Genomic DNA, 22,707 nt, shown 5'->3' with positions numbered 1-22,707 from the left:
TACGAGTACGCGGTGTGGACAGAACCGGTAACTGACCGTGACCATAAGCCGTATGACGGCCGACTACACCGAACCCGAACCGTCCGACAGCCTGAAGGCGTTCGGCGCCGCGTTCAAGACCTTCCGCAAGCACGCGGGCTATACGCAGGAGTCACTGGCGCCGAAGGTCCGGTACTCGCCGAGCTTCCTCGGCTCGGTGGAGCAGGGCAGACGCTTTCCGCCGAAGCTTCTGATCGACCGGGCCGAGGCCGAACTGGAGGCGTTCGGGGTACTGCGGGCAATGGCCCGTCATCTGTCGCGCAATCCGGGACTGGCGTCGTGGTTCCGCCAGTGGGCGGGGCTCGAAGGGTTGGCGATCAGCCTGGACACGTACGAATGCCGGTTGATTCCGGGCCTGTTGCAGACGGAGGCGTATACGCGGACGCTGTTCAGGAACCGTGTCCCGCCGTTGACCGATGAACAGGTCGAGGCCCAGCTGGTGGCACGCCAGGAACGTCAGCGCCTGCTCAGGGACAGGCCGAACACGGCGTTCAGCTTCATCCTCGAGGAGCATCTCTTCCTGCGCCGCACTGGCGGCGTCGGTGCCACCCGCGAACTTATCGACCATGTCCTCAGCGTCGCCGCGCTGCGAAACGTCGAGATCCAGCTCATGCCGCTCGTACGGGAGGTACACGCAGGGCTGGACGGCCCAATGCGACTGCTGGAGACCCCGGACAACCAGTGGTTCGGCTACTGCGAGGGCCAGGAGAGCGGCCAGTTCGTCTCCGACCCGAAAGTGATCAGCGTGCTCCAGATGCGGTATGCGAGACTGCGCTCGCAGGCCCTCACTCCCGAGGACTCCGTGGGCCTGCTGGAGCGACTGCGAGGAGCGCTATGAGCACCGTCGAACTGGCCTGGTTCAAGAGCAGCTACAGCGGCAGCTCCGGCGACGACTGCGTCGAAGTCGCCCTCTCCTGGCACAAGTCGAGCTACAGCAGCGGCGACTCCGGCGACTGCGTAGAGGTCGCCACCTGCCCCACCACCATCCACATCCGCGACTCCAAGCACACGCGCGGCCCCCAGCTCGCCCTCTCCCCCACCGCCTGGACCGCCTTCATCACCCACACCGCCGGTGTCTGAGCCCGCCCTGAAGTCCATGGCCTGGCTCCCGCTGACCCCGGCGGCGGTACGAGAGTTGCTCAACCTTCCCTCCATGGAGCCGATCCGACCCCATCGCCTGGGTTGGGTCTACGAGCACGAGCGCGTCTGCGACGCATTCCGTACCGGGCACGGCCATGTGCTGTGGGCCAGCAAGTACGTCGACTCACTGGGCGCCCCAGATGCATGCTTCGTCCTGACCTTCGCGAACAGCTGTCCGCAAGACCCGGAAGACCCCGACGACGACAGTTGGGACGAGCTCATGCAGGACTGGGGAGAGCTCCCGGGTTGGCAGTTCACAACCGCACCTTCCCAAGCCGATTTCGGCGCGTCACTGACCCAGGCCGCGTCAGTCGTCGAAAGCGAACTAGGGCCACCGGAACGGATCGTGCCTGCCGACGACGACTGCCTGGGACCTCCCATGCAGTACCGCGTTTGGCGCACACGGTCCCACGCCCTCGTCGTCGGCGCTTGCCCCGACAACGGCCCCTTCGGCTACCTCACGATGGGCGTGGCGGCTTTGCGTCCCTGGCGGTCGGACGATCCGTTGCCCGCTGGGGACCGCGACATTCTCAACTGGCTCAAGGAAATGCACGGATAGTTCGAAATGATGGAAAGCAACATCGGCCCCGCCCTCAAATCCATGGCCTGGCTGCCGCTGACCCCGCCGGCGATACAGGAGTTGCTCAGCCTCCCCTGCATGGAGCCGATCCCCAAGGACCGCATGGACGAGGTCGCCGAGCAGCTCGGCTGGAAGTCCTCGGACCTCGTGGACTGCGCCGAGCGCACCAGAAGCGGTCATGTCCTATGGGCCAGCAACTACTTCGCCTCCATTGGCGACCCGAAATCGACCTTCGTCCTGACCTTCGCGAACACCTACCCGGAAGACGCGGACGGCAGTGACGACTGGGTGGACCTCATGCAGGACTGGGGTGAGCAACCCGACTGGCTCTTTGCGACCGCCCCGACGACGGCGCAATGCGAAGCGGTTTTCGCCGAGGCCGTGACCGTCGTCACCGCTGAATTGGGCCCGCCCCTGCGTACGGCTCGCGACAGTGGCCACTGCTTGCCAACGGACCCGCCCTACACGATCTGGCGCTGGAACAACCACGGCCTCGTCGTCGGCCACGCCCCCGACAACGGCCCGTATGGCTATCTCACCATGGGAGTACTCGCCCTCCACCCCTGGCCCGACGGCGAGTTGCCCGAGGAGGAGCACGACCTCGCCCGCTGGATCCGCGACAGGATCGAGCTGTGAGCCCAGGCACAACCGGCATGACCTGGGTCAACAGCAGCTACAGCGGTGCCCAGCATGAAGATTGCGTCGAGCTCGCCGCGCAGGGCCACGTGGCCCACGTCCGCGACTTCAAGACCCCGGCGGGCCCCCGGATCACGCTCTGCCCCAGGGCCTGGAAGCAGTTCATCAGCGCATCGCCCAAAACTCCTCAGGTCCACATTCCCATGGCGATTTCATCGAATGCCACACCCCACTCGCTGTCTTCCTGAGCAAAGGGGAGCGGGTCGCGCTCAGCGATGTGCAACCTCACCGCGTCGATAATGGCCGCACGCTCCTCGTATGATTTACATAGCGCGATCTCCGGCAATACCTTTTTGACCGCGTAAATCGCATACGCCAGGGATGAGATATCCGAGTGCATAGAAACGATCTCGCCATAGCCTTCGTAAAACCCGAAGACCCGTCCTGTCACAGAATCAAGCGCGAGAGATGAACTTGGCATGGCTCCGAACACGATCCAGTTCTTGGCTTCCTTCGGCGTGTTCCAGTCCTCCCGTGGCATCTCGTCCAGCGCGCGCAGAATGCACTCACCTCCAGGAGCCTCCAGCTCCGACTTCGGCGTGGAAGGAAGCCCGACAGTGCAGAGAAATTCCAGGGTGGGGCCAGAGAAGCCCAGAGCTTCAGCCTCGCGCCGGTCAGACCTATGGACCCGACTCACACCGAAGTAGCTGACCAGCTCCTCGTAAGTAAGTTCAAATAGCAAAGAATCCATGCATGCACCTTGATCTACGTCGCGCCGAGGCTACCGGAAACCGCCCCGAACGCCGCCCTTTTTGTGATCCTTTTCCAGCTGTTCCCGGTACGCCTCATGTTCGGCGTCACGTGTCTTCTTGTCTTCAGAGTTGAGGTACTTCTGCGAATGCGTCACTTCGAGATCTTCACCGAAATACTTCGCCGTCCACTTGTCACACCAGGAGCCCGCCCCCTGACACGGCTGCCGTTCAGTATAGAGCTCCTGTAGGTTATCCTGCTTACCCGCCTTTAGCAGAGGGTAGCCGATATTTCGTTCAGAGTGCGGGCCTTCGCTGTTGCCGACGATAATGAGCTCCTTATCCTCCCCAACATAGCGCCCTGCAGCATAATTTCCACCGCCCCAATCTTTATTGTGATAGCGGGCAATCTGAGTGGCTCGGGAGAGGTCCGTACTCCCGGCTTCCACCCGTGTGGACGTTACCTTCCTTGTCTCTTTGCCTGGACTGATCGGATAAGGATTCCCCTTCCTTCCTTTGCGTGTCCAGACCCGGCCGACCTCTCCTGGCTGGCCAGGCTCCGTCATGAGATCGCGAATGCCCGAATTGTCATTTGCGCGGACCTTATTGGTCGAGCCGTCAGTGTGCAGCTCCAATACACTGCCGTCGGCATCGAGAAGATACATCGGGACTTCTTTACCGTCCCCGCACTTCTCGAACTCCCGCTTGCGCCGCTTCTCGTGCTCCTCATGGCTGCGTTTGCTCTTGTCGATCTTGCCGCCGTGGTCCTCCAGCGTCTTGACCATCTCGTCGGACTTCTTCTCGACCGCGTCCTCCGCCTTGTCCATGGCGGTGCCCAGCTTGGCGAAGCGGCTGTCCTTCTTGAGCGATGAACGGCGTTTCCCGCCACCCTCCTTGAAGGAACCTTTCTTCCCATCGAAGTTCTTCGCGGTCTTCTTGTAGTCGCCGGACGCCTTGTCGAACTCGTCGAACTCGATGACCAGGTCCTGGGCCATGAGGGCGCTTCCCGCATCCTTCACGTCCGCGTCATCGTCCGAGCCGAGTCGGTCCGTGAAGAGCTCCTCGATCTCCGAGAGAATCTTGGCCTCGATCTTCTCGGAGACGATCGTCGTGATCTCGTCGATCGCGTAGTCGATGGCCTCATGGATCGCGATACGCGCGGCCGCGATCGCAGCCGCACTCAGGAGCCCGCTGAGGCCGACCGTGAAGAACATGCCGATGACCCCTGCCGTGGCGGCAGCGGCGGTCGTGCTGAGTTCGGTGATGACCGCGATCTTGCAGCCGACGATCAGGTCCGCGCAGTCGTCGAGCGCCCCCGCCAGGTCGTCGCAGCCCTTGGCGAAGGTGGTGAGGTCCTTCGTGGTGAGTTTGCCCCAGCGCTTGTCGATCGCCGTGACCGTCTTGCCCTTGCTCTTGCCGGCGACGATGTTCGAGCAGGCGTTGTTGCCTTCCTTGATCGCGTCGCGGATGCCCTCCGCCAGATGCCGGTAGTCCTTCGCCGACGCCTTGATCTCGTCCTCGTCGATCTGGGGCCACTCGATACCTATGAGATCGAGGACCTCGACGAGTTCGTCAGGCAGCTGCTTCCCCACGTGACACGCCCCCCTCGCAGTCAACTCCCTTCACTGTTGCAATCGAATGAGTGATCGTCAACTTTGAATGACCGCAAGGGTGTCGGACGAGCCACCTATTGGGGCCGCAGGCAGATCAAGGACTCGTCCGTTCCGATCAGCAGGTCTCCTCCGGCTGTTGCTGCCAGTGCCCTGATCGGTGAACCCGGGTGAAAGGTCACCATCCTGTCCGTGTCGAGGACCCTGTACTCGACACGGCCGTCGCGCCGGCCAACTGCAAGCACCGGACCTTCAGGTGTGGACGCGGCTGCCAGGGCGACCACGGGGCACGGGGCTTCGGTGACTGGCGTCGCAAGGGGTTCGACACCCGGGGACCAGACGCGGACCGTCCCGTCCGCTCCCCCGCTGTAAATGAGAGGTGCCGTTGTTCCGTCCTCGCCGAGCGGCACTTCAAGCGCAGCGAGAGCCGTGACGCGTCCCTTGTGCATGTGGACAGCCGCGCTCTCGTCGCCGAAGGCCCGCACCGTGCCCGTTGCGTCGCCCACGGCCGCCACTGCCCCGACCGTGGTCAACGCCGTGACCTCGTACTCCTCCAGTGCCTCGGTGAGACGCTCCGTCTGCGTGGGGCCTTCGTCCAGCAACGCCTCGATGCCGGATCCCGCCGGGCGGGCCACCCAGGCGCATTCCGCGCGTACTCGGCCTGACCCGTCCAGCACCAGGACCGTGCCGTCCGGCAGTCCTGCCATCGCCGCGATCTGTCCCGAAAGCGGCGTCCGGCGGTCGTTCGCCGATGCGTCAGCCGCATTCAGCAGGCGGACGGTGCCGAGGTGATCGGCCGTCAGCAGTTGGCCATCGAGAGGGCCGGAGCCAGTTGCCAGCGCGGCTACGGGGCCCGGCCAGGGCGGAGTGAGATCGCCCCGGCCGCGCGACCACACCGCACGCCATGGCGCGGCTTCGGCGAGCGAGGCAAGAGCCGGTCCCAGACGCGGGTCGGCGCCATCGCCCAGTGCGGTGAGCAGGACCAGCGCGCGGTCCGCCGGGGCCTGGTCGCGGATCAGGGACTGGCCCGCCCTCAACCACGCCGCACAGAGGCCGCCGTGGCCGTCCGATTCGGTTTCGTAAGCGGCGGTGACAAGCAGAGCGTCGGCCGCGCAGACCGCCGCCGGGTCGTCCAGGTCCACCCTCGGAGGTTCATGGGGTTCAGGCGCCGGCGCCCGGTCCGCTGCCCACTCCGCACGCCACGTCTCATAGCGCGCCCGGTCCGTCCACTGCTCCAGGTCCAGGTCGAGCTCCGCGACCCGATTCCCTGCGAGCAGTTCATGAGCGCGGCTCCCCGAACGCGCCTCGGTGATCAGCCGGATGTGCGTCAACTCAGCCAGCACGAGGACCAGTTCCGCCAACGCCTCGGGCGAGTGGCTCGAGTCCAGGTCAGGCAGAACCATGACGGTTCGGCGCGTGTCGGCCTCCAGCGCCTCCACCAGCTCCCCCGGGGCCCGGGCCACCACTCCCAGCTGGTCAGCGAGCGCCCACACCGTTCCCCGTACGCTCTGCCCCTCAAGCGGGACCACCGCGTGGATTGCGCGCTCCACCGGCGTACCGAGCCTGCGGCCATGGTGGACCAGCCAGGCCAGCAGCGCCGACTTACCGCACCCGGCACTGCCCGATATCAGGCACAGGCGCGGCGCGTGAGGGTCGGCCAACCAGCCCAGCAGGGCCGCTGCCGCCGGTTCACGGCCGGCCGCAGGGCGTTCCCAGCGGGTCAATGGCCCCTCGCCTGCTCTGCCGCGTATGTGATCAGCTCCTTCAGTCCCTCCTCACGGGACTCGGCGGTGTCGCCGTAGTCGAAGCTGTGCGTGAACTCGGCGTCGGGGAAGGTTTCCTGGAGCCAGACCGCGCAGTAGTGGCCGGGCATCAGGCATGGCTCCAGCTCGCAGTACACCCGGCGCACCTGGCCCGGCGTCACGCCGTCGCCGGACAGCCGCCGCCAGATCAATTCCTCCGGATGCGGCCGGCCCGGCCCTGTCGCCTCGGTGACGATCTGCTTGTTGCCTGCCTTGTCGAGGTACTCGAAGGCCGCGGAGAAGGGGAAGTTGAGTGTGTGCCGGACGTCGTCGAGGACCCGGGGCCACCAGCTCTCCCGGTCGGCGAGGGCTGCCGCGTCGATCCGTCGCAGTTCCGTGGACAGTTCGCGGAAGACTCCCGCGGCCTCCGACAGCCCGGACGAAGCCGCGATCACGGGCAGCGCCCGGTCCAGCGCGAGCAGCGAGGCATTCAGCGTGGACACATCCGTATTGACGAACATGTCGTCACAGACGTCCTGGAGCACGACCGCCTGCACCGCCCCGTCCGGCCGTACGCACAGATGCGCCAGGCCGTCGCCGCCGACCCGCGGCCAGTCCTCCAGCTCCACCGGAGGCCGCGGCAGCTCCGTACGAGCGGCGACGACACCCAGCGCGACCGGCTCATCGGCATCCGGTGCAAGGAAGTACGGAGCCACGCTCCGCGGGACGCCGGGCTCCTCGAGCAGAGTCCGTGACACCTCCGGCAGCCGCGCGCCCTGCAGACTGCCCCGCCCGAACCGCCGCAGTCCGTCCCGGCCGAAGTGCTGGACCAGTTGGTCTGGATATGGGGACGACATGGACTACCTCGCGAAGACGGTCGGTTGACGGGCACAACCGAGCCTAGCCGTCAGGCCTCCGCGCCCGTGAAGTGCTCCCGCACCAGCGACTGCACCACCGCCAGGTCCTGTGCGGCCAACGCCTCCAGCAGCGCCATGTGTTCCGCCGCGTCCGCCACCAGCTCCGCCCTCCGCATCACCGGGGCGCTCGTCAGAGGCCACTGGGAGCGGCGGTGCAGGTCGTCCGCGACCATCACCAGCTGTTGGTTGCCGGACAGCGTGAGCACCGCGCGGTGGAAGGCGCGGTCCGTCTTCGCGTACGCCGCTCGATCGCCCGTCGCCGCCGTCGCTGCCGTCGCGTCGGCCAGGGGGCGCAGCGCCGCCCAGCGGGCTGCGGGGACCGTGCGGGCCAGGCGGAGCATGACCGGGACCTCGATCATGGCGCGGACCTCGGCGAGCTCGGCCAGCTCGCGGGCGCTGCGTACCGCGACGCGGAAGCCGCGGTTGGGGATCACCTCGACCGCGCCCTCGATCGACAGCTGCTGCATCGCCTCGCGTACCGGAGTCGCCGAGACGCCGAAGCGCTCGCCGAGGACCGGGGCGGAGTAGACCTCGCCCGGGATCAGCTCGCCGTCGACGAGTGCGGTGCGCAGGGCTTCGAGGATCTGGCCGCGGACCGAGTGGCGCTGAACCGTGCGGGGCGCGGGCGGCTCGCTGTGGGTGTGTTCGCCGCGGGCCTGTTCCGGGATGAGGGGACGGGCGGGCTGCCCGCGACCCCCTTGCTCGGGGCCGTGCGCGGACGCGTACGGCAGCGGCGTCGCGGCATCGCGCGCTCGGGCCTGCTCCACTCGGGTCCTCCTCCGGCCAGGTGCCGGGCCCGGCTCGCGTGCGCGGGGCCCCTGTGCACCATAGGCGGGCGGGGCCACAGTTCAAACAAGGAACGCGTCGGGTAAGGTAAGGCTAACCTGCTAACGATCGCGATTCGGTGGTCCCAGCATGACCGTTCCTGCCCTGTTGCCCGCCCTTGCCTCGCCCGTCCGGGACGCCTATGTGCGCCTGACCGAGGTCCATCCGGGGCTGCGGATTCAGGAGCTCAGCGATGGCGAGCCGACCCCGGCCGGCGGCGGCTGGGTGAGCGCCGGTGAGCTCGCGGACGGCGGGCCCGCCCTCGATGCCTTTCTCGGCTGGGACAACGCTCAGATCCTGCGGGACCACGCGCGGCAGGCCCGCCCCGATGTGATCGCCAGTATGGGGCTGCACCGCTATGCGTGGCCCGCCTGCCTGCTCTTCACGGTCCCCTGGTTTCTGCACCGCCGGGTGCCGCGCCTGCCCGTCCACGACGTCTCCATCCAGCGCGCAGTGGGGCGGATGGCCGTACGGGTGAAGGAATTCACCTGTCTGCCCGACGACCCCGCCGCACAGCTGCCGGGCGCCCGGGTCGTACCGGACGAGGAGGCCCTGCGCGCCGAGGTGCGAGGCGCCGTCGCCGAGCACATCGCGCCCATTCTGGGCGGCTTCGGCTCGCGGATGCGGCGCGGCAGGCGCGGGCTGTGGGGCATGGCGACCGACGAGGTCGTCGAGGGACTGTGGCACATCGCACACCGCCTCGGCGAGGAGCGGCGGGCCATTGCGGAGCTCGAGCGGCTGCTTCCGGGCGCCACCAAGCCGTACGTCGGAACGCCCGGCTTCCGTGAGCTCAGCACGCCGGACGGCGAGCTGCTGCCGACCCGGGACCGGGCGGGCTGCTGCCTCTTCTACACCGTGCGCCCCGAGGACACCTGCCTCACCTGTCCGCGCACCTGCGACGCCGACCGGGTGAGCCGGCTGCGGCCGAGCGGCTGATCTCCCGCAGCCCCTGAGTCACGCCCCTGAGTCACGTCACCCGACTCGGTGACGAAATCGAACCAACTCCCTTTATTCATACGGTAGTTCGACGAGATCGCACCTATCCGTATGCCGTGCGGCCCCATTGGCGTTCTCTTGCCCCGAAACCCCTTGAGTGCGCTGCGACTTCGGCCACTATGGCGGCCGAAACGCTCTACCGCGATGCAAGGGACACCGCCCATGAGACTGACCGACATATCGCTGAACTGGCTGCTTCCTGGCGGCGTGATGCTCCTCGGAGTCCTGGTCGCGGTGACGGTGCTCGCGCGCGGCAAGCGCACCGCTGACAAGGCCTCCTCCGAGGACTCCTGGGAGCGCAGCGAGGAGCGCCGAAGGCGCAAGGAGGCGATCTACGGCACGGCCTCCTATGTGCTCCTGTTCTGCTGTGCCGCGGTCGCCGCCGCGCTCTCCTTCCACGGCCTCGTCGGCTTCGGCAAGCAGAACCTCAACCTCACCGGGGGCTGGGAGTATCTGGTCCCCTTCGGCCTCGACGGCGCGGCCATGTTCTGCTCGGTGCTCGCGGTGCGCGAGGCCAGCCACGGTGACGCGGCGCTCGGCTCGCGGCTGCTGGTGTGGCTGTTCGCGGGCGCGGCCGCGTGGTTCAACTGGGTACACGCACCACGGGGGTTCGGCCATGACGGCGCCCCGCAGTTCTTCTCCGGGATGTCGCTGTCGGCCGCGGTCCTGTTCGACCGGGCGCTCAAGCAGACCCGCCGGGCGGCACTGCGCGAGCAGGGCCTGGTGCCCCGGCCGCTGCCGCAGATCCGCGTCGTGCGCTGGCTGCGCGCTCCCCGGGAGACCTTCGGCGCCTGGTCGCTGATGCTGCTTGAAGGCGTACGCACCCTGGACGAGGCGGTCGACGAGGTCCGCGAGGACCGCCGCGAGAAGGAGCAGAACCGGCTCCGCCGACGGGACCGGGAGAAGCTGGAGCGGGCACAGATCAGGGCGCTCAGCCGACAGCACCGGGCCTGGGGGCGCGGACGCACCCACCGGCTGCCCGAGCTGTCTTCGGAGCTTCCCGCCCTGGGCTCCGCGGCTGGTCCGGCGCAGGCCGTGACTGGTTCGGCGGGGGCCCTCTCCGGCAGTTCCGGCTCCGCCGTGGAGCCTGCCCCAGCAGAGCCGGGACAGCTGCCGCTTCGCTCCCGGCCCTCCCTCCAGGCCGTGAGGATGACCGATGGCGCTGAGCCGCGCACGGTCGACCTCACCGCGGAGGACGACACCCAGGCGCTGCCGCGGCTGGACTCGCTGGAGCAGAAACTCACCGATCTGGAGCGGCAGTTCGGCTGATCGCGCGGTCAGGAGGACGTACGCGGAGGCGCGCGGTCAGCAACATCACGCGAAGGCCGGCCTGCGGCTGTCAGGCCGGCCTTTCGTGCAGCTCGAACCAGACCACCTTGCCCACTCCATGCGTCCGTACGCCCCACGCGTCGGCGAGGCTCTGGACCAGGACCAGCCCCCTGCCATGCGTGTCCATATGCGCGGACGGCACATGCGGCAGCGGCAGCCCGGCCATGAAGTCCCGCACCTCCACCCTCAGCGTGGAGGCGGCGACGGTGGCCGTGACGACCGCGCCATGAGCGGTGTGCACCAGAGCGTTGGTCACCAGCTCGCTGGCAAGCAGCTCCGCCACGTCCGTCGTGTCCTGTTTCCCCCAGTGCCGTAATAACTCCCGTAAAGCACGTCGTACTTCAGGAACGGCCGTGAGATCCGCGCAGCCCAGCCTGCGGCGCAGCTGACGGCACGGTGCTCCCTCCGCCCCGCGTTCCCGGCCCTGCTCGCTCGCGTCAGGCCCGGCCCCTCCCTGACGCCCAGTCATCATCCCCACCCGCACGTCGAAACAGCCCCTTCTCCGGAAAGACCCCTTATGTAGAACACGTTCACAGAAATGCATGCCCCGACCGCGGAGCGTCACTCATGTCGAAATGTGAACCAACGGGGGAGGTGTCAAGGCCTGGGCACGTTCCGCAGGTTCGAGCGAGCCAGCTGGACCATCCTGCCTACGCCACCGTCCAGCACGATCTTGCTGGCGGAGAGAGCGAATCCGGTCACCATCTCGGCGCTGATCCTGGGTGGGATGGAGAGCGCGTTCGGGTCGGTGACCACATCCACCAACGCCGGGCCCTTGTGCCGGAAGGCGTCCTTGAGTGCGCCCGCGAGTTGCTTGGGCTTCTCCACGCGCACCCCGTACGCCCCCGCCGCCCGCGCGATCGCCGCGAAATCCGGGTTCTTGTTGCTGGTTCCGTACGACGGAAGGCCCGCGACCAGCATCTCCAGCTCCACCATGCTCAGCGAGGAGTTGTTGAACAGCACGATCTTCACCGGCAGCTCGTACTGGACGAGGGTGAGGAAGTCGCCCATCAGCATGGTGAAGCCGCCGTCGCCCGACATCGAGACGACCTGACGATTGCGGTCGGTGAACTGCGCGCCGATCGCCTGCGGCAAGGCATTCGCCATCGAGCCATGACTGAAGGAGCCGATGATCCGGCGGCGTCCGTTCGGTGAGATGTAGCGGGCCGCCCACACATTGCACATGCCGGTGTCCACGGTGAACACCGCGTCCTCGTCGGCGAGTTCGTCCAGTACGGAGGCTACGTACTCGGGGTGGATCGGAACGTGCTTCTCCACCTTGCGGGTGTACGCCTTGATGACGCCCTCCAGCGCGTCGGCGTGCTTCTTCAGCATCCTGTCGAGGAACCTGCGGTTCGTCTTGGCGCGCACGCGCGGGGTCAGACAGCGCAGCGTCTCGCGTACATCGCCCCAGACGGCGAGATCCAGCTTGGAGCGGCGGCCGAGGTGCTCGGGTCTGACGTCGACCTGGGCGATCTTGACGTCGTCGGGGAGGAAGGCGTTGTACGGGAAGTCCGTGCCCAGCAGGATCAGCAGATCGCACTCATGGGTGGCCTCGTAGGCCGCGCCGTAGCCGAGCAGACCGCTCATGCCCACGTCGAACTTGTTGTCGTACTGAATCCATTCCTTGCCGCGCAGCGCATGCCCGACCGGGGACTTGACGCGCTCGGCGAACTCCATGACCTCGGCGTGTGCGCCCGCCGTGCCGCTGCCGCAGAAGAGGGTGACCCGGTCCGCCTCGTCGATCATGCGCACCAGCTTGTCGATCTCGGCGTCGCCCGGCCGGACCGTCGGCCGGGAGGTCACAAGGGCGTGCTCGATGGACTTCTCCGGGGCGGACCGCGACGCGATGTCGCCGGGGAGCGCGACGACGCTGACGCCCCCCTGGCCGATCGCGTGCTGGATGGCGCTCTGCAGCAGCCGCGGCATCTGCTGGGGATTGGAGATCAGCTCGCAGTAGTGGCTGCACTCGCGGAACAGCTGGTCGGGGTGGGTCTCCTGGAAGTAGCCGAGGCCGATCTCGCTGGAGGGAATGTGCGAGGCGAGGGCGAGCACGGGTGCCATGGAGCGGTGGGCGTCGTACAGCCCGTTGATGAGGTGGAGGTTGCCGGGGCCGCAGGAGCCGGCGCAGGCCGCGAGCTTTCCGGTGAGCTGGGCCTCGGCGCCGGCCGCGAAGGCGGCGACCTCCTCGTGCCTGACCTGAATCCAGTCGATGGCGGAGTTGCGGCGGATGGCGTCGACGACGGGGTTGAGGCTGTCGCCGACGACTCCGTACAGCCGCTGGACGCCGGCGCGGACAAGGATGTCGACGAACTGCTCCGCCACATTCTGCTTTGCCATGGAATGCGTACCTTTCTCGGCTCCGGGGCCTGCACATCCATCAACCCATGGCCAGAGCGGTTACGCCTCCCAGACTGCAACGGCCGTACGGTCGTCGGCGTAGCCCTTCACCCGCAGCTGAGTGTCGGCGAGAAACGCGGCCAGGCCAGGCGGCTCGCTCGGGGCCCAGCGCCCGGCCAGCTCCTCGGCGAGGGCGGGTTCGCCCCGCAGCGGCTCGGCCAGGCCGGTGCTGCACAGCAGCAGGGTGTCCCCCGGACGGGCCACCGAGGCACGGAACCGGAAGGCTTCGGCGGGTGGCGGGGGCGGCGCCTCGATGTACGGGGACGGGGGCGTCGCGACCCCCAGGTCCATGGTGAGCCGGTCGCCCTCGGGGGTCTCGGCGGGCGGCGACCCGAACCCCACGACGGGGGCGCCGGTGACGGCCGCAGGCTCGGGGACCGCGGGCTCCAGGTCCTGCCAGGCGCCGTCGCGGAGGCGGAAGAGACCGCCGGGGCCGACGCCGAAGAACACGCGGGTGCGGCACTCGGGGTCTGCGGAGAGCAGCAGACAGCGCAGGTCGGCGGTGTACTCCTCCGGCTCCACGCCGAGCTCGGCGGCGCTGGCGCGCAGTTTGCCGAGACTGCGGTCGGTGAGCCGGTTCAGCCCGGACTTGAGGTCGCCGCGGCGGCCGGCCCTGATGTCCTCGGAGAGGCGGGCGTGGCTGCGGCCGACGGCTCCGCCGATCCAGCGGCAGGCGTCGGCGGCGGCGAGATGGGCGCCTTCGGCGGCACGGGCGCCGCTGGCGACGGCGACCAGGACGAGGGCGGCCTCGCCGGTGCCGAAGCGGGCGGTGAGCAGTGCGTCGCGGCGCGGCTGGCCGCGGTAGCGGGCGGAGTCGCCACGGATGGAGGCGGCGCGCAGGGTGTACGTGCCGTAGCGGGCGCCGTCGAGCACGGTGTCGGCGACGAACTCGTCCAACTCCTGGGGCTGGGCCGGGGGCAGGGCGGTGGGCTCGGCGTCGTAGGTGGGCGGGCCGTCGCCGACGTGCGCGACACGGGGACGCGAGGGGGCCGGTGCCGACTCCAGGTCCGGCGCTGAGCTTTGAGCGGGCGGGGCGGCGGGGCGCGGCGGAGCCGGCGGGAAGGCGGGTGGCCGATCGGGGGCGTCCGGTGGCTCCCAGGGGGCACGCTGCCGTGGCGGCCCGGGGGGTCGGCCGGAGGCGTTCGCGCTGCCGGAGGCGGTCTGCCGGTCCGCCGCGTCCAAAGTGCCCTGCACGCCCGGCGCATTCGGGGTGTCCGGCGTGTTCGGGGTGCCCTGCGAGGCCTTCGGGTAGGCCTCCCACCAGGCCCGCGGACGCCTCTCGTCCGAGATCGGTTTCGGTGGCGCCCCCGCGTCGTCCGAGCTCACCGCGTCCGAGGCGGAGTCGAACCGGTCGTCCAGCGTGTCACCCCCAGTGGCCGCGGGACCCGTGTCCGGGGCGGATTCCTCATACAGCCGGTTCCACCAGTCGTCCTCGGCGGGCGGCCTCTCCCCCTGCTGACTCATGCCCTTATTGTCCACCGCACGGGCGGGAAGAAAACGGGGCAACCCAAAAGACATACGTGCGGCAAGAGGTCTGCCGGGTGACGGAATTGCCGTTGGTGTCCGCCAGTTCGGCCTTGAGGGTGGCGGGCCATTGGCAGAGTGACGGGCGGTACAGGGATGATGTGCGCGGCGGGAATACGCCGTGGCCGGTTTCCGCCAGTGCGGTGGGCTGCGACCTGAGAAGCGCACGTCCGGGGAGGGGTGGCGTCAGATGCTCGGAGCGATTGGCCTCGACGAGAAGCAGGAGTCCGCGTACCGCGCGCTCGTCGCGCTCGGGGCGGCCGAGGTCACCGATCTCGCACACCGGCTCGCCCTGCCGGAGACGGACACGGAGCGCGCGCTGCGCCGGCTGGAACGGCAGGGACTTGCCGCGCAGTCCCCGGCATGCGCGGGGCGCTGGGTGGCGGCGCCGCCCGGCGTGGCACTGGGCGCGCTGCTGACGCAGCAGCGGCATGAGCTGGAGCAGGCGGAGCTGGCGGCCGCTGTGCTGGCGCAGGAGTACCGGGCGGAGGCCGCCGAGCCGGCCGTGCACGATCTGGTCGAGCTGGTGACCGGCGCGAGGGCTGTCGCGCACCGTTTCGTACAACTCCAGCTGGGCGCGACCGAGGAGGTCTGCGCGCTCGTCACCGGCAAACCGGTCGTGGTCGCGTTGACGGACAACGAGGCGGAGGTGAAGGCGGCGACGCGCGGCGTGACGTACCGCGTGGTGGTCGAGCGCGAGGTGCTCTCGCTGCCCGCCGGGATCACCGAGCTGAGCGCGGCGCTGGGCCGTGACGAACAGGTGAGGGTCGTTGACCGCGTGCCGACCAAGCTCGTCATCGCGGACCGGGCGCTCGCCATGGTGCCGCTGACCGGGCACGGTGCCGAGCCCGCGGCTCTCGTCGTCCATGCGAGCGGGCTTCTCGAGTCGCTGACGGGCCTGTTCGAGGCGGTGTGGCGGGACGCTCTGCCGCTGCGGCTCGGCGCGGGCGGCGGCGTGTCCCAGGAGGCGGCACCGGGGCCCGACGCGACCGATCTGGAGATCCTTTCGCTGTTGCTCGCCGGGATGACGGACGCGAGCGTGGCCAAGCAGCTGGACGTGGGGCTGCGGACCGTTCAGCGCCGGGTGAAGGGGCTGATGGAACTCACCGGTGTGACGACCAGGCTGCAACTCGGCTGGCATGCGTACGCACAGGGTTGGGTGGCTCGCGACCTGCGGGAATGAGCTGGATCCTGCACCCTTGGCAGATGGGCGTGTGGCAGCTCCTGCTGGTGGGCCTGGTGATGCTGCTGGGCCTGTTCGGGGTACTCGTTCCCGGTGTACCGGGACGCTGGCTGGTGTGGGCCGCAGTCCTTTGGTGGTCGATGCATGAGCAGTCGGGGCTCGCCTGGACGCTGTTGGTGGGCTCGACGGTGCTGCTGCTGGTCGATCAGGTGGTGGTGTGGGAGCTGCCGCCGCGTCGGCCGCGCGGCGTCGGCGTCACCCGGCGGATGGTGGTGTCCGCGGGGGCGGGGGCGCTGATCGGTTTTCTGCTGGTGCCTGTGGTGGGGGCGATACCGGGATTCATCGGGGGGATCTACGGCTCCGAACGGCGGCGGCTCGGTGGGCACGGGCCCGCGCTGGCCTCCACCCGGGCGGTGATGCGTGCCGTGGGGACGAGTGTGCTGGTGGAGCTGTTCGCCTGTCTGCTGGTCGTGGGGGCGTGGGTGGGCGCGGTGATCTGGGGCTGACCTCCGGGGCTGAGCGGTTGCTGCCGCCCCCGCTGAACGCCGTCCAGATGGACAGATACACATCGGATCTCTTCCGCGATATTGACGGAGTCCTGCCACGTGCCTACCTTCCGTCGATGGATAGCTCGGATGAATTGGCAGCACGGCTCAGACAACCACTCATCCATCTGGAGGCACTCGCATGACCTCACGGAGAACGGTGCTCGGCTCGGCCGTTGCCGGCGCAACTCTCGGGGCTCTGCCGGAGCTGGCCCAGGCAGCCGCCCCTGCCCCGCTCCGCCCCGCGTGCAACCGCTGGCAACTCCGCAATCGCATGGAGAGCGACGGCGCCTGGTCCGCGTTCCTGCGCCGCCAGGACCTGGTGTGGCACCGGCTTCCCGCTCTGTGGCACGAGGGCCCGTTCCTGGGCGACGGGCGACTGGGCAGCATGGTCTACCGGGAGCCGGGCGCGAACAGCATCCGGTTCACCGTGCAGCACGGCGAAGTCCAGGACCACCGGCCCCAGTTCGGCAGCGGATGGGGAACATGCCGGCTGCCCGTCGGCCATCTCACCCTCGACCCGGCCGGCACGATCACCGGCGTCGACTGGCGGCTGAGTCTGTGGAACGCCGAGCTCACCGGAACCGTCACCACCGACAAGGGCACGATCACCCTCTCGGCCTTCATCCACGACGGAATCCTGGGCGCGCGGGCGACGGCGGGCGGGAACGAGCGGGTCCGCTGGGCGTTCCGTCCCGAGGAGGCCATCAGCCCCCGGAAGATCAGCGAGCAGCCGCCCGCCGGTTACACCGCCAACCCGCCCTGGACGACCCGTACCACCGGCAACGTCGAACAGGTTCTCCAGCCGCTCACCGGCGGTGGCCAGACGGCGACGGCCTACCGCCGCACCGGGGACGTACTGCTGCTGAGCGTCGCGCACAGCTTCCCTTCCGACAGCCGGGCCGCAGCCGTATCGCTGAAGAAGATCCAGGACGCCGCGTCGTACGCAGCCCTCCGGCAGCGGCACACCCGCTGGTGGCACGGCTTCTACCGCAAGAGCTTCGTCTCCTTCCCCGACCAGCGGCTGCAGAGCTTCCACTGGATCCAGCTCTACAAGGTCGCCTCGGCCAGTCGCGAGGGCGGCCCGGTAATGGCGACCAGCGGCCCCTGGCTGGAGCCGACGCCCTGGCCGGCCGTGTGGTGGAACCTCAATGTGCAGCTGGAGTACTGGCTGATCCACGGCTCCAACCATCTGGAACTCGACTCGCTGGCCAGCACCTTGCGGCAGAGTCAGGAGCAGCTGACGGCCAACGTGCCCGCCGCGTACCGTCCGGACAGCGCGGGAGTGGGGCGCAGCTCCGACATGTTCGCCAACCGAGGTGTCGGCAGCCCCGGCAGCGGCGCCGAAGTGGGCGATCTGACCTGGGCGTTGCACAATGTATGGCTGAGTTACCGGCACTCCATGGACGAGACGCTGCTGCGGGACACGGTCTTCCCGCTGCTGCGTCGCGCGATCAACTACTACCTGCACTTCCTCACGCCGGACAGCGACGGAAAGCTGCATCTACCCAAGACGCTCTCCCCCGAGTACCCGGTCACACCGCCGCGCGACACCAACTACGATCTGGCGCTGATCCGTTGGGGCTGCATGACGCTGCTGGAGGCGGCCGAGCTGCTCGGCGTCGACGACCCTCTGAAGCCGCGCTGGCAGGAGGTACAGGCCCGGCTGGTGCCGTACCCCGTGGACGCGAACGGCTTCATGATCGGCGCAGAGACTCCGTACGCGCAGTCGCATCGGCACTACTCGCACCTGCTGATGGTGTATCCGCTGTACCTCGTCAACTGGGAGCAGCCTCAGAGCCGTGAGCTGATCGAGAAGTCCGTCGAGCACTGGCAGGCGCTGACCGGGGCGCACCGCGGCTACAGCTATACGGGCGCGGCGTCGCTGTACGCGATGATGGGCCGCGGCGACACGGCGCTGACGTATCTGAGGAAGTTCTTCGACCCGGCCTCCCGCTTCCCGTGCCGCGCCAACACCCATTACACGGAGGCGGGTCCGGTCATCGAGACGCCGCTCTCGGCGTCCCAGTCCCTGCACGACATGCTCTGCCAGAGCTGGGGCGGTGTCGTACGTGTCTTCCCGGCCCTGCCGTCCTCGTGGGCGCACGTCACGCTGCACGACTTCCGCACCCAGGGCGCGTTCCTCGTCAGCGCGGTCCGCGAGGGCGGGGTCACCCGCTTCGTGCGCGTGAAGAGCCTCGCGGGCGAACCGCTCAGGCTGCGCCACGGGCTGCCGGCCGGAGTCCGGCCGACGGTCCTGCTCGACGACGGCACGCCGGCGCGCGTCGAGGACGTGGGCGAGGGGACACTCTCGATCGAGCTGCCCAAGGGGCGCGAGGTGCTTGTGTACAGGGGCGAGTGCCCCGATCTCGTGATCGCTCCGGTCGAGAGCGAGCCGGACCGGCCATGGGGGCTGCCGTAGGTCGTCGGGCCTAGGGCGATGATCCGATGCGGGGCGCGGGGCGAGCGTGTTTGGCTTGGCGCATGACCGAATTCAGCGAGGCCGAGCGCGCGTATCTCTCGTCCCAGCGTCTGGGCAGGCTGGCGACAGTCGACCCGAGCGGCCAGCCGCAGGCGAACCCGGTCGGGTTCTTCCCACAGGCCGACGGGACGATCCTGATCGGCGGGTACGCCCTGGGCACGACGAAGAAATGGCGCAACCTGCTGGCCAACCCGAAGGTGGCGCTGGTGGTCGACGACATCGTGAGCCTGCGCCCGTGGAAGGTCCGCGGCGTGGACATCCGTGGCGAGGCGGAACTGCTGACGGGCCCGCATGAACTCGGCCCGCATTTCAGCGAGGAGCTGATCCGGATCCATCCGAAGAAGATCCACAGCTGGGGCCTGGAGTAGCGGCCTCAATCGCCGGACGCGCTGAACCTCAGCCCGTCCGGCGATTGAGTACGGGGGTGTCACCGCACCTGGCCGCGCTTCGCCTGCATCGCCGCGCGGCCCTGCGCGCCCTTGCGCTTCCAGTCACGCCGGATCTCCGCACGCAGCCTCGCGTCCGTCTTCGCCACGATCCGCTGGTTCTCCCGCAGCAGCTTGCGGTAGCTCTCCAGCCGGCGCTCCGGCAGCGAACCGTCCTCGATCGCGCCGAGCACCGCGCACCCCGGCTCCGACTCGTGCGCGCAGTCCTGGAAGCGGCACTTCTCCGCGAGCTCCTCGATCTCCGAAAAGACCTGGCCCACACCGGCCTCCGCGTCCCACAGGCCCACCCCGCGCAGCCCGGGCGTGTCGATGAGCACGCCTCCGCCGGGCAGGGCGAGGAGATTGCGGGTCGTCGTGGTGTGACGGCCCTTGCCGTCGACGTCGCGGATGGCCTGCACATCCATCACGTCCTCGCCGAGCAGCGCGTTCGCGAGCGTCGACTTGCCCGCGCCGGAGACGCCGAGCAGCACACTCGTCCCGCCCGAGACGACGGCCGCGAGCACGTCGATACCCGCACCCGTCGCCGAACTGACCGGCAGCACCTGCACTCCCGGCGCCGTCGTCTCCACGTCCTGCACGAGATACGAGAGCCCGGTGGCGTCCGGCACCAGGTCCGCCTTGGTCAGCACGACGACCGGCTGCGCACCGCTCTCCCACGCCAGCGCGAGGAACCGCTCGATCCGCCCGAGGTCCAGCTCGACGGCGAGCGAGACCGCGATGATCGCGTGGTCTACGTTGGCGGCGAGGATCTGCCCCTCGGAACGGTTCGACGAGGTGGAGCGGACAAAGGCGGTACGGCGCGGCAGATACGTCCGTACGAAAAGGGGATCGCCGTCCGGGTCGACGGCTGCCCAGTCCCCGGTGCAGATGACCCGCAGCGGATCGTGCGGGGTGACATACGAGGTGTCGGCGCGGATCAGCCCGTCGGCGGTGACGACATCGCACTGGCCGCGGTCGACCCGTACCACCCGGCCGGGCAGCAGCCCCTGCTCGGCGTACGGAGCGAATGCGGCGTCCCAGCTCTCGTCCCAGCCGTAGCCGGACAGCGGGTGCGGGGAAGACGGAAGAGAAGAGAAAGACAAGGGGTGACCCTTCACAAGGGTGGCCCCGGCACGCGCACGGAGGCGCGGGGGAAGGAGAGGTCAGCCGGAGACCACGGGAGTGGAATTGATGAACTTCTGGATGAGGGCAGCGCCCATCGCAACGACAGTCATCAGTCACACCTCCCGGTCCTCACACAGCAGTTGACGGCAGCCTGAACGGCCACCGCAGGGAACGCCCCCACCCTAGCCGTGCCCGGCGCGAGGGCGCCAAGCGTTTTTCTCCCCGCCCCGTCGCCCCCGGTCACACGCTGAGACCGGGCGGCATCCTCGTCAGCGTCTCCCACGGGCGAGCAGGGAGGCAACATCTCTTCCGCTGTCCGTGCTGCCCTGCGCGTGCTCAGGGCGCGTAGGAGCTCAGGGCGTCGAGGAACCGGCGACCAGGCGTACCGTGCTCAGGATCCGGCGCACCGTCGCGACCGGCACCTCGCCCTGAACGCCCTTCACGCCGAGGAAGGTCCACGACAGGAAGTCGCCCTTGGGGTCCTTCAAGGCGAAAGACGTGGCCTTGCCGTCGGTGTCGCACTTGCCCTTCTTCGCCACGCCCGAGGACTCGGCCGACGCCAGACTGCCGGTGATGCCGGACTTAGTGGTGTACGGCTCCACCGCGCCCGTCCTCACCTTCGCCTTGTCCGGCTGGGTGTAGGCGCCGTAGACCCACAGGGACGCGTTGTCGCGGGCCGCCTCGTCGAGGGTCCTGGCGCCCCGCTCACTCCTGGAGCCGACGCCGGCCAGCGGCGTGTCCTCCGGACTGCCGTCCTTGTTGTCGTCGGAGGTGCACCACTTCTCCTTGAGCATCGCCGGGGCCGAGAAGCCGATCAGGGGCTTCTCCTCCGGGTCCTTCTCGTCCGAGACATAGCTGGCCCAGCCGGGCGACTTGAGTCCCCATTCCGGGGGCACGTCGAAGGCGATGCCGCTCCTGGGGTTCACCACGACCTTCCAGCCGGGCACGAGCGGCTTCAGGTCGTCGACGCCGCGCGGCTTGTCGCCGGTCGGGCCGGTCGACGGGGCGGCCGGGGTGGACTTGGCCGGGCCCGGGCCGGCCGTGTCGTCCTTGCCGCCGCCCAGGACCAGGAAGCCGGTGACAGCTGCGGCGATGACGACCACGGTGGCCGCGGCGACGGCGACGAGCGGTGTTCTCCCGCGGCCGCCGGGAGGAGTTGGCGGCGTACCGATCGGGGCGGTCGGGGGACCCCAAGGCGCCTGCCCCTGCTGCTGGTACGGGTTGACATGCTGCCCGCCCCCGGGGCCCTGCTCTCCTGGCCACATGGGAGGCAACCCTAGAGGAGGCGCTGAGACGGCCTCGGGTTGGGCCACTCGCGCACGGGATGTATCCATATGCTCACCCCGTGTGGCGAGCGCTGAAGATCGCCCATAACTTCGCCTCATGACGAAACGACAGATCAGATGCCTCACATGCATCGCAGTCGTCATGGTCTCCGGGCTGGGCGCGGCCGCCCCGTCCTCCGGCGTGGCCAGGCACGCGGTGCATCCGGGCGAATCGATCCAGGAAGCGGTGAACGCCGCACAGCCGGGAGACACCATTGTGATCTCGCCCGGCACATATCGTGAAAGTGTCCTTGTCACCAAGGCGAATCTCACTCTGCGCGGGTCGGGCGGCGGGGCGACCGTCATCATGCCGGCGCCGGCCGCCGGTGCCGGTGCGGCTGCCGCGAACACCTGTGCTCAGGCCGGAAACGGCATCTGTGTGACGGGCACGGCGGCCCAGACCGTCGACGGCGTCACCATCCGCTCGCTCACCCTCTCGGGCTTCACGAAGACCGCCATCTGGTCCTCCTACACCGACCGGCTGACCGTCCGGCATGTGACCGCCGAGAAGAACGGCGTCTGGGGCATCGGCCAGCAGCACTCCACCCGGGCGATGTTCCGTAACAACACCGTCCGGGAGAGCGGCGACGCAGGCATCTTCATCGCGAACACGGTCGAGGAGGAGGGCGGAGCCACCGACACCAAGGGCTCCACGATCGCGAACAACGTGCTGACGGACAACCGGATCGGAGCCACCGTCAGGCGGGTCCGCAACCTCACCGTCCGCGGCAACGAGATGACCGGGAACTGCGCCGGACTGTTCGTGGTCGGCGACGAGTCGAAGCCGGCGGCCGGCGACATGACCGTTCGGGGCAACGAGATCAACGAGAACAACAAGTTCTGTCCCGCCACCCCCCGCCTCCCCGCCCTTCAGGGCTCCGGCATCGTTCTCACCGGTTCCGAGGCGACCGTCGTGCGCAACAACACGGTCCTGAACAACATGGGCGCGTCCCCGCTCTCCGGCGGAATCGTGCTGTTCAAGAGCTTCGTGGGCGCCACGAACACCGCCAACGTCATCAAGAACAACGACGTGCGCGGCAACAAGGCGGCGGACCTGGTCAACCAGGGCGGTGGCACGGGCAACACGTTCCTCGGCAACATGTGCGAGGCCTCCGAACCCGCAGGGATGTGCTGA

The 22,707-nt window shown here is 68.7% G+C and carries 22 protein-coding genes; 12 read left to right on the top strand and 10 right to left on the bottom strand.

The annotated features are described in order from the left end of the window. Positions 1–52 precede the first annotated feature (52 nt). From ACQEVG_RS30125 to ACQEVG_RS30105, 5 genes are all read left to right on the top strand, one after another. Positions 53–877 (top strand): helix-turn-helix domain-containing protein, encoded by an 825-nt coding sequence (locus tag ACQEVG_RS30125; protein ID WP_432989569.1) that lies wholly within the window; start codon positions 53–55, stop codon positions 875–877. Continuing rightward, positions 874–1,119, top strand: a complete 246-nt coding sequence (locus ACQEVG_RS30120; RefSeq protein WP_432989567.1) for a DUF397 domain-containing protein — start codon at positions 874–876, stop codon at positions 1,117–1,119. Before ACQEVG_RS30125 ends, ACQEVG_RS30120 begins: the two co-directional genes overlap by 4 nt. Before the next feature lie 73 nt (positions 1,120–1,192). After that, positions 1,193–1,738 carry a hypothetical protein gene (locus tag ACQEVG_RS30115; protein WP_432989565.1) on the top strand — a complete coding sequence of 182 codons (546 nt, stop codon included), beginning with the start codon at positions 1,193–1,195 and terminating at the stop codon, positions 1,736–1,738. A gap of 6 nt (positions 1,739–1,744) precedes the next feature. Further along, positions 1,745–2,395, top strand: a complete 651-nt coding sequence (locus tag ACQEVG_RS30110) for a hypothetical protein (protein WP_432989563.1) — start codon at positions 1,745–1,747, stop codon at positions 2,393–2,395. Between the two features lie 17 nt (positions 2,396–2,412). Continuing rightward, positions 2,413–2,643, top strand: coding sequence for a DUF397 domain-containing protein (locus ACQEVG_RS30105; protein ID WP_432989561.1), 231 nt, complete (start codon positions 2,413–2,415; stop codon positions 2,641–2,643). On the opposite strand, the gene ACQEVG_RS30100 is transcribed toward ACQEVG_RS30105, so the two are convergent. The 5 genes from ACQEVG_RS30100 to ACQEVG_RS30080 all read right to left on the bottom strand — a co-directional run bounded on the left by ACQEVG_RS30100 (position 2,583) and on the right by ACQEVG_RS30080 (position 8,180). Continuing rightward, a complete protein-coding gene (locus ACQEVG_RS30100) occupies positions 2,583–3,146 on the bottom strand; it encodes an SUKH-4 family immunity protein (RefSeq protein ID WP_432989559.1) in 564 nt (187 codons plus the stop codon). The genes ACQEVG_RS30105 and ACQEVG_RS30100 overlap by 61 nt on opposite strands. Before the next feature lie 30 nt (positions 3,147–3,176). After that, positions 3,177–4,736 (bottom strand): nucleic acid/nucleotide deaminase domain-containing protein, encoded by a 1,560-nt coding sequence (locus ACQEVG_RS30095; RefSeq protein WP_432989557.1) that lies wholly within the window; start codon positions 4,734–4,736, stop codon positions 3,177–3,179. 95 nt (positions 4,737–4,831) lie between these two features. Continuing rightward, the gene (locus ACQEVG_RS30090) at positions 4,832–6,478 is read right to left on the bottom strand and encodes a WD40 repeat domain-containing protein (RefSeq protein ID WP_432989555.1); all 1,647 of its coding nucleotides are present in this window, start codon (positions 6,476–6,478) and stop codon (positions 4,832–4,834) included. Then, positions 6,475–7,353, bottom strand: a complete 879-nt coding sequence (locus ACQEVG_RS30085; RefSeq protein ID WP_432989553.1) for a nucleic acid/nucleotide deaminase domain-containing protein — start codon at positions 7,351–7,353, stop codon at positions 6,475–6,477. Before ACQEVG_RS30085 ends, ACQEVG_RS30090 begins: the two co-directional genes overlap by 4 nt. A 50-nt stretch (positions 7,354–7,403) precedes the next feature. Beyond that, positions 7,404–8,180: a GntR family transcriptional regulator gene (locus ACQEVG_RS30080; protein WP_432989551.1), complete on the bottom strand. Its 777-nt coding sequence runs from the start codon at positions 8,178–8,180 to the stop codon at positions 7,404–7,406. Positions 8,181–8,328: 148 nt separating this feature from the next. Between ACQEVG_RS30080 and ACQEVG_RS30075 the strand changes: the two genes are divergently transcribed. Continuing rightward, complete coding sequence (locus ACQEVG_RS30075) at positions 8,329–9,174, top strand: (2Fe-2S)-binding protein (protein ID WP_432989549.1); 846 nt, start codon at positions 8,329–8,331, stop codon at positions 9,172–9,174. A 222-nt stretch (positions 9,175–9,396) separates the two neighbouring features. Beyond that, entirely contained in the window at positions 9,397–10,503 is a 1,107-nt protein-coding gene (locus tag ACQEVG_RS30070) for a DUF2637 domain-containing protein (protein ID WP_432989547.1), read from the top strand. A 70-nt stretch (positions 10,504–10,573) separates the two neighbouring features. Here the strand turns inward: ACQEVG_RS30070 and ACQEVG_RS30065 are convergent, their stop codons facing one another. The 3 genes from ACQEVG_RS30065 to ACQEVG_RS30055 all read right to left on the bottom strand — a co-directional run bounded on the left by ACQEVG_RS30065 (position 10,574) and on the right by ACQEVG_RS30055 (position 14,427). Continuing rightward, on the bottom strand, positions 10,574–11,032 hold the full coding sequence (locus ACQEVG_RS30065) for an ATP-binding protein (protein WP_432993018.1): 459 nt from the start codon (positions 11,030–11,032) through the stop codon (positions 10,574–10,576). A 128-nt stretch (positions 11,033–11,160) separates the two neighbouring features. Then, positions 11,161–12,903: a pyruvate dehydrogenase gene (locus ACQEVG_RS30060; protein ID WP_432989545.1), complete on the bottom strand. Its 1,743-nt coding sequence runs from the start codon at positions 12,901–12,903 to the stop codon at positions 11,161–11,163. A gap of 60 nt (positions 12,904–12,963) precedes the next feature. Continuing rightward, positions 12,964–14,427 (bottom strand): protein phosphatase 2C domain-containing protein, encoded by a 1,464-nt coding sequence (locus ACQEVG_RS30055; protein WP_432989543.1) that lies wholly within the window; start codon positions 14,425–14,427, stop codon positions 12,964–12,966. 250 nt (positions 14,428–14,677) lie between these two features. On the opposite strand from ACQEVG_RS30055, the gene ACQEVG_RS30050 reads away from it, so the two are divergent. From ACQEVG_RS30050 to ACQEVG_RS30035, 4 genes are all read left to right on the top strand, one after another. Further along, positions 14,678–15,670 carry a helix-turn-helix domain-containing protein gene (locus ACQEVG_RS30050; RefSeq protein ID WP_432989541.1) on the top strand — a complete coding sequence of 331 codons (993 nt, stop codon included), beginning with the start codon at positions 14,678–14,680 and terminating at the stop codon, positions 15,668–15,670. 23 nt (positions 15,671–15,693) lie between these two features. Further along, positions 15,694–16,176: a DUF456 domain-containing protein gene (locus ACQEVG_RS30045; protein ID WP_432993015.1), complete on the top strand. Its 483-nt coding sequence runs from the start codon at positions 15,694–15,696 to the stop codon at positions 16,174–16,176. Between the two features lie 181 nt (positions 16,177–16,357). Then, positions 16,358–18,637 carry a glycosyl hydrolase family 95 catalytic domain-containing protein gene (locus ACQEVG_RS30040; RefSeq protein ID WP_432989539.1) on the top strand — a complete coding sequence of 760 codons (2,280 nt, stop codon included), beginning with the start codon at positions 16,358–16,360 and terminating at the stop codon, positions 18,635–18,637. A gap of 62 nt (positions 18,638–18,699) precedes the next feature. Further along, positions 18,700–19,065, top strand: a complete 366-nt coding sequence (locus tag ACQEVG_RS30035) for a PPOX class F420-dependent oxidoreductase (RefSeq protein WP_432989537.1) — start codon at positions 18,700–18,702, stop codon at positions 19,063–19,065. A 59-nt stretch (positions 19,066–19,124) separates the two neighbouring features. On the opposite strand, the gene rsgA is transcribed toward ACQEVG_RS30035, so the two are convergent. Next, positions 19,125–20,225 carry a ribosome small subunit-dependent GTPase A gene (gene rsgA, locus ACQEVG_RS30030; protein WP_432989535.1) on the bottom strand — a complete coding sequence of 367 codons (1,101 nt, stop codon included), beginning with the start codon at positions 20,223–20,225 and terminating at the stop codon, positions 19,125–19,127. 375 nt (positions 20,226–20,600) lie between these two features. Continuing rightward, positions 20,601–21,512: a hypothetical protein gene (locus ACQEVG_RS30025; protein WP_432989533.1), complete on the bottom strand. Its 912-nt coding sequence runs from the start codon at positions 21,510–21,512 to the stop codon at positions 20,601–20,603. A gap of 118 nt (positions 21,513–21,630) precedes the next feature. Between ACQEVG_RS30025 and ACQEVG_RS30020 the strand changes: the two genes are divergently transcribed. Further along, entirely contained in the window at positions 21,631–22,707 is a 1,077-nt protein-coding gene (locus ACQEVG_RS30020) for a right-handed parallel beta-helix repeat-containing protein (protein ID WP_432989531.1), read from the top strand.

Origin of the sequence: Streptomyces sp. CA-135486, from assembly GCF_050936555.1 — a bacterium.
Classification (GTDB): Bacteria; Actinomycetota; Actinomycetes; order Streptomycetales; family Streptomycetaceae; genus Streptomyces.
This window is presented reverse-complemented; position numbering and strand designations above follow the sequence as displayed.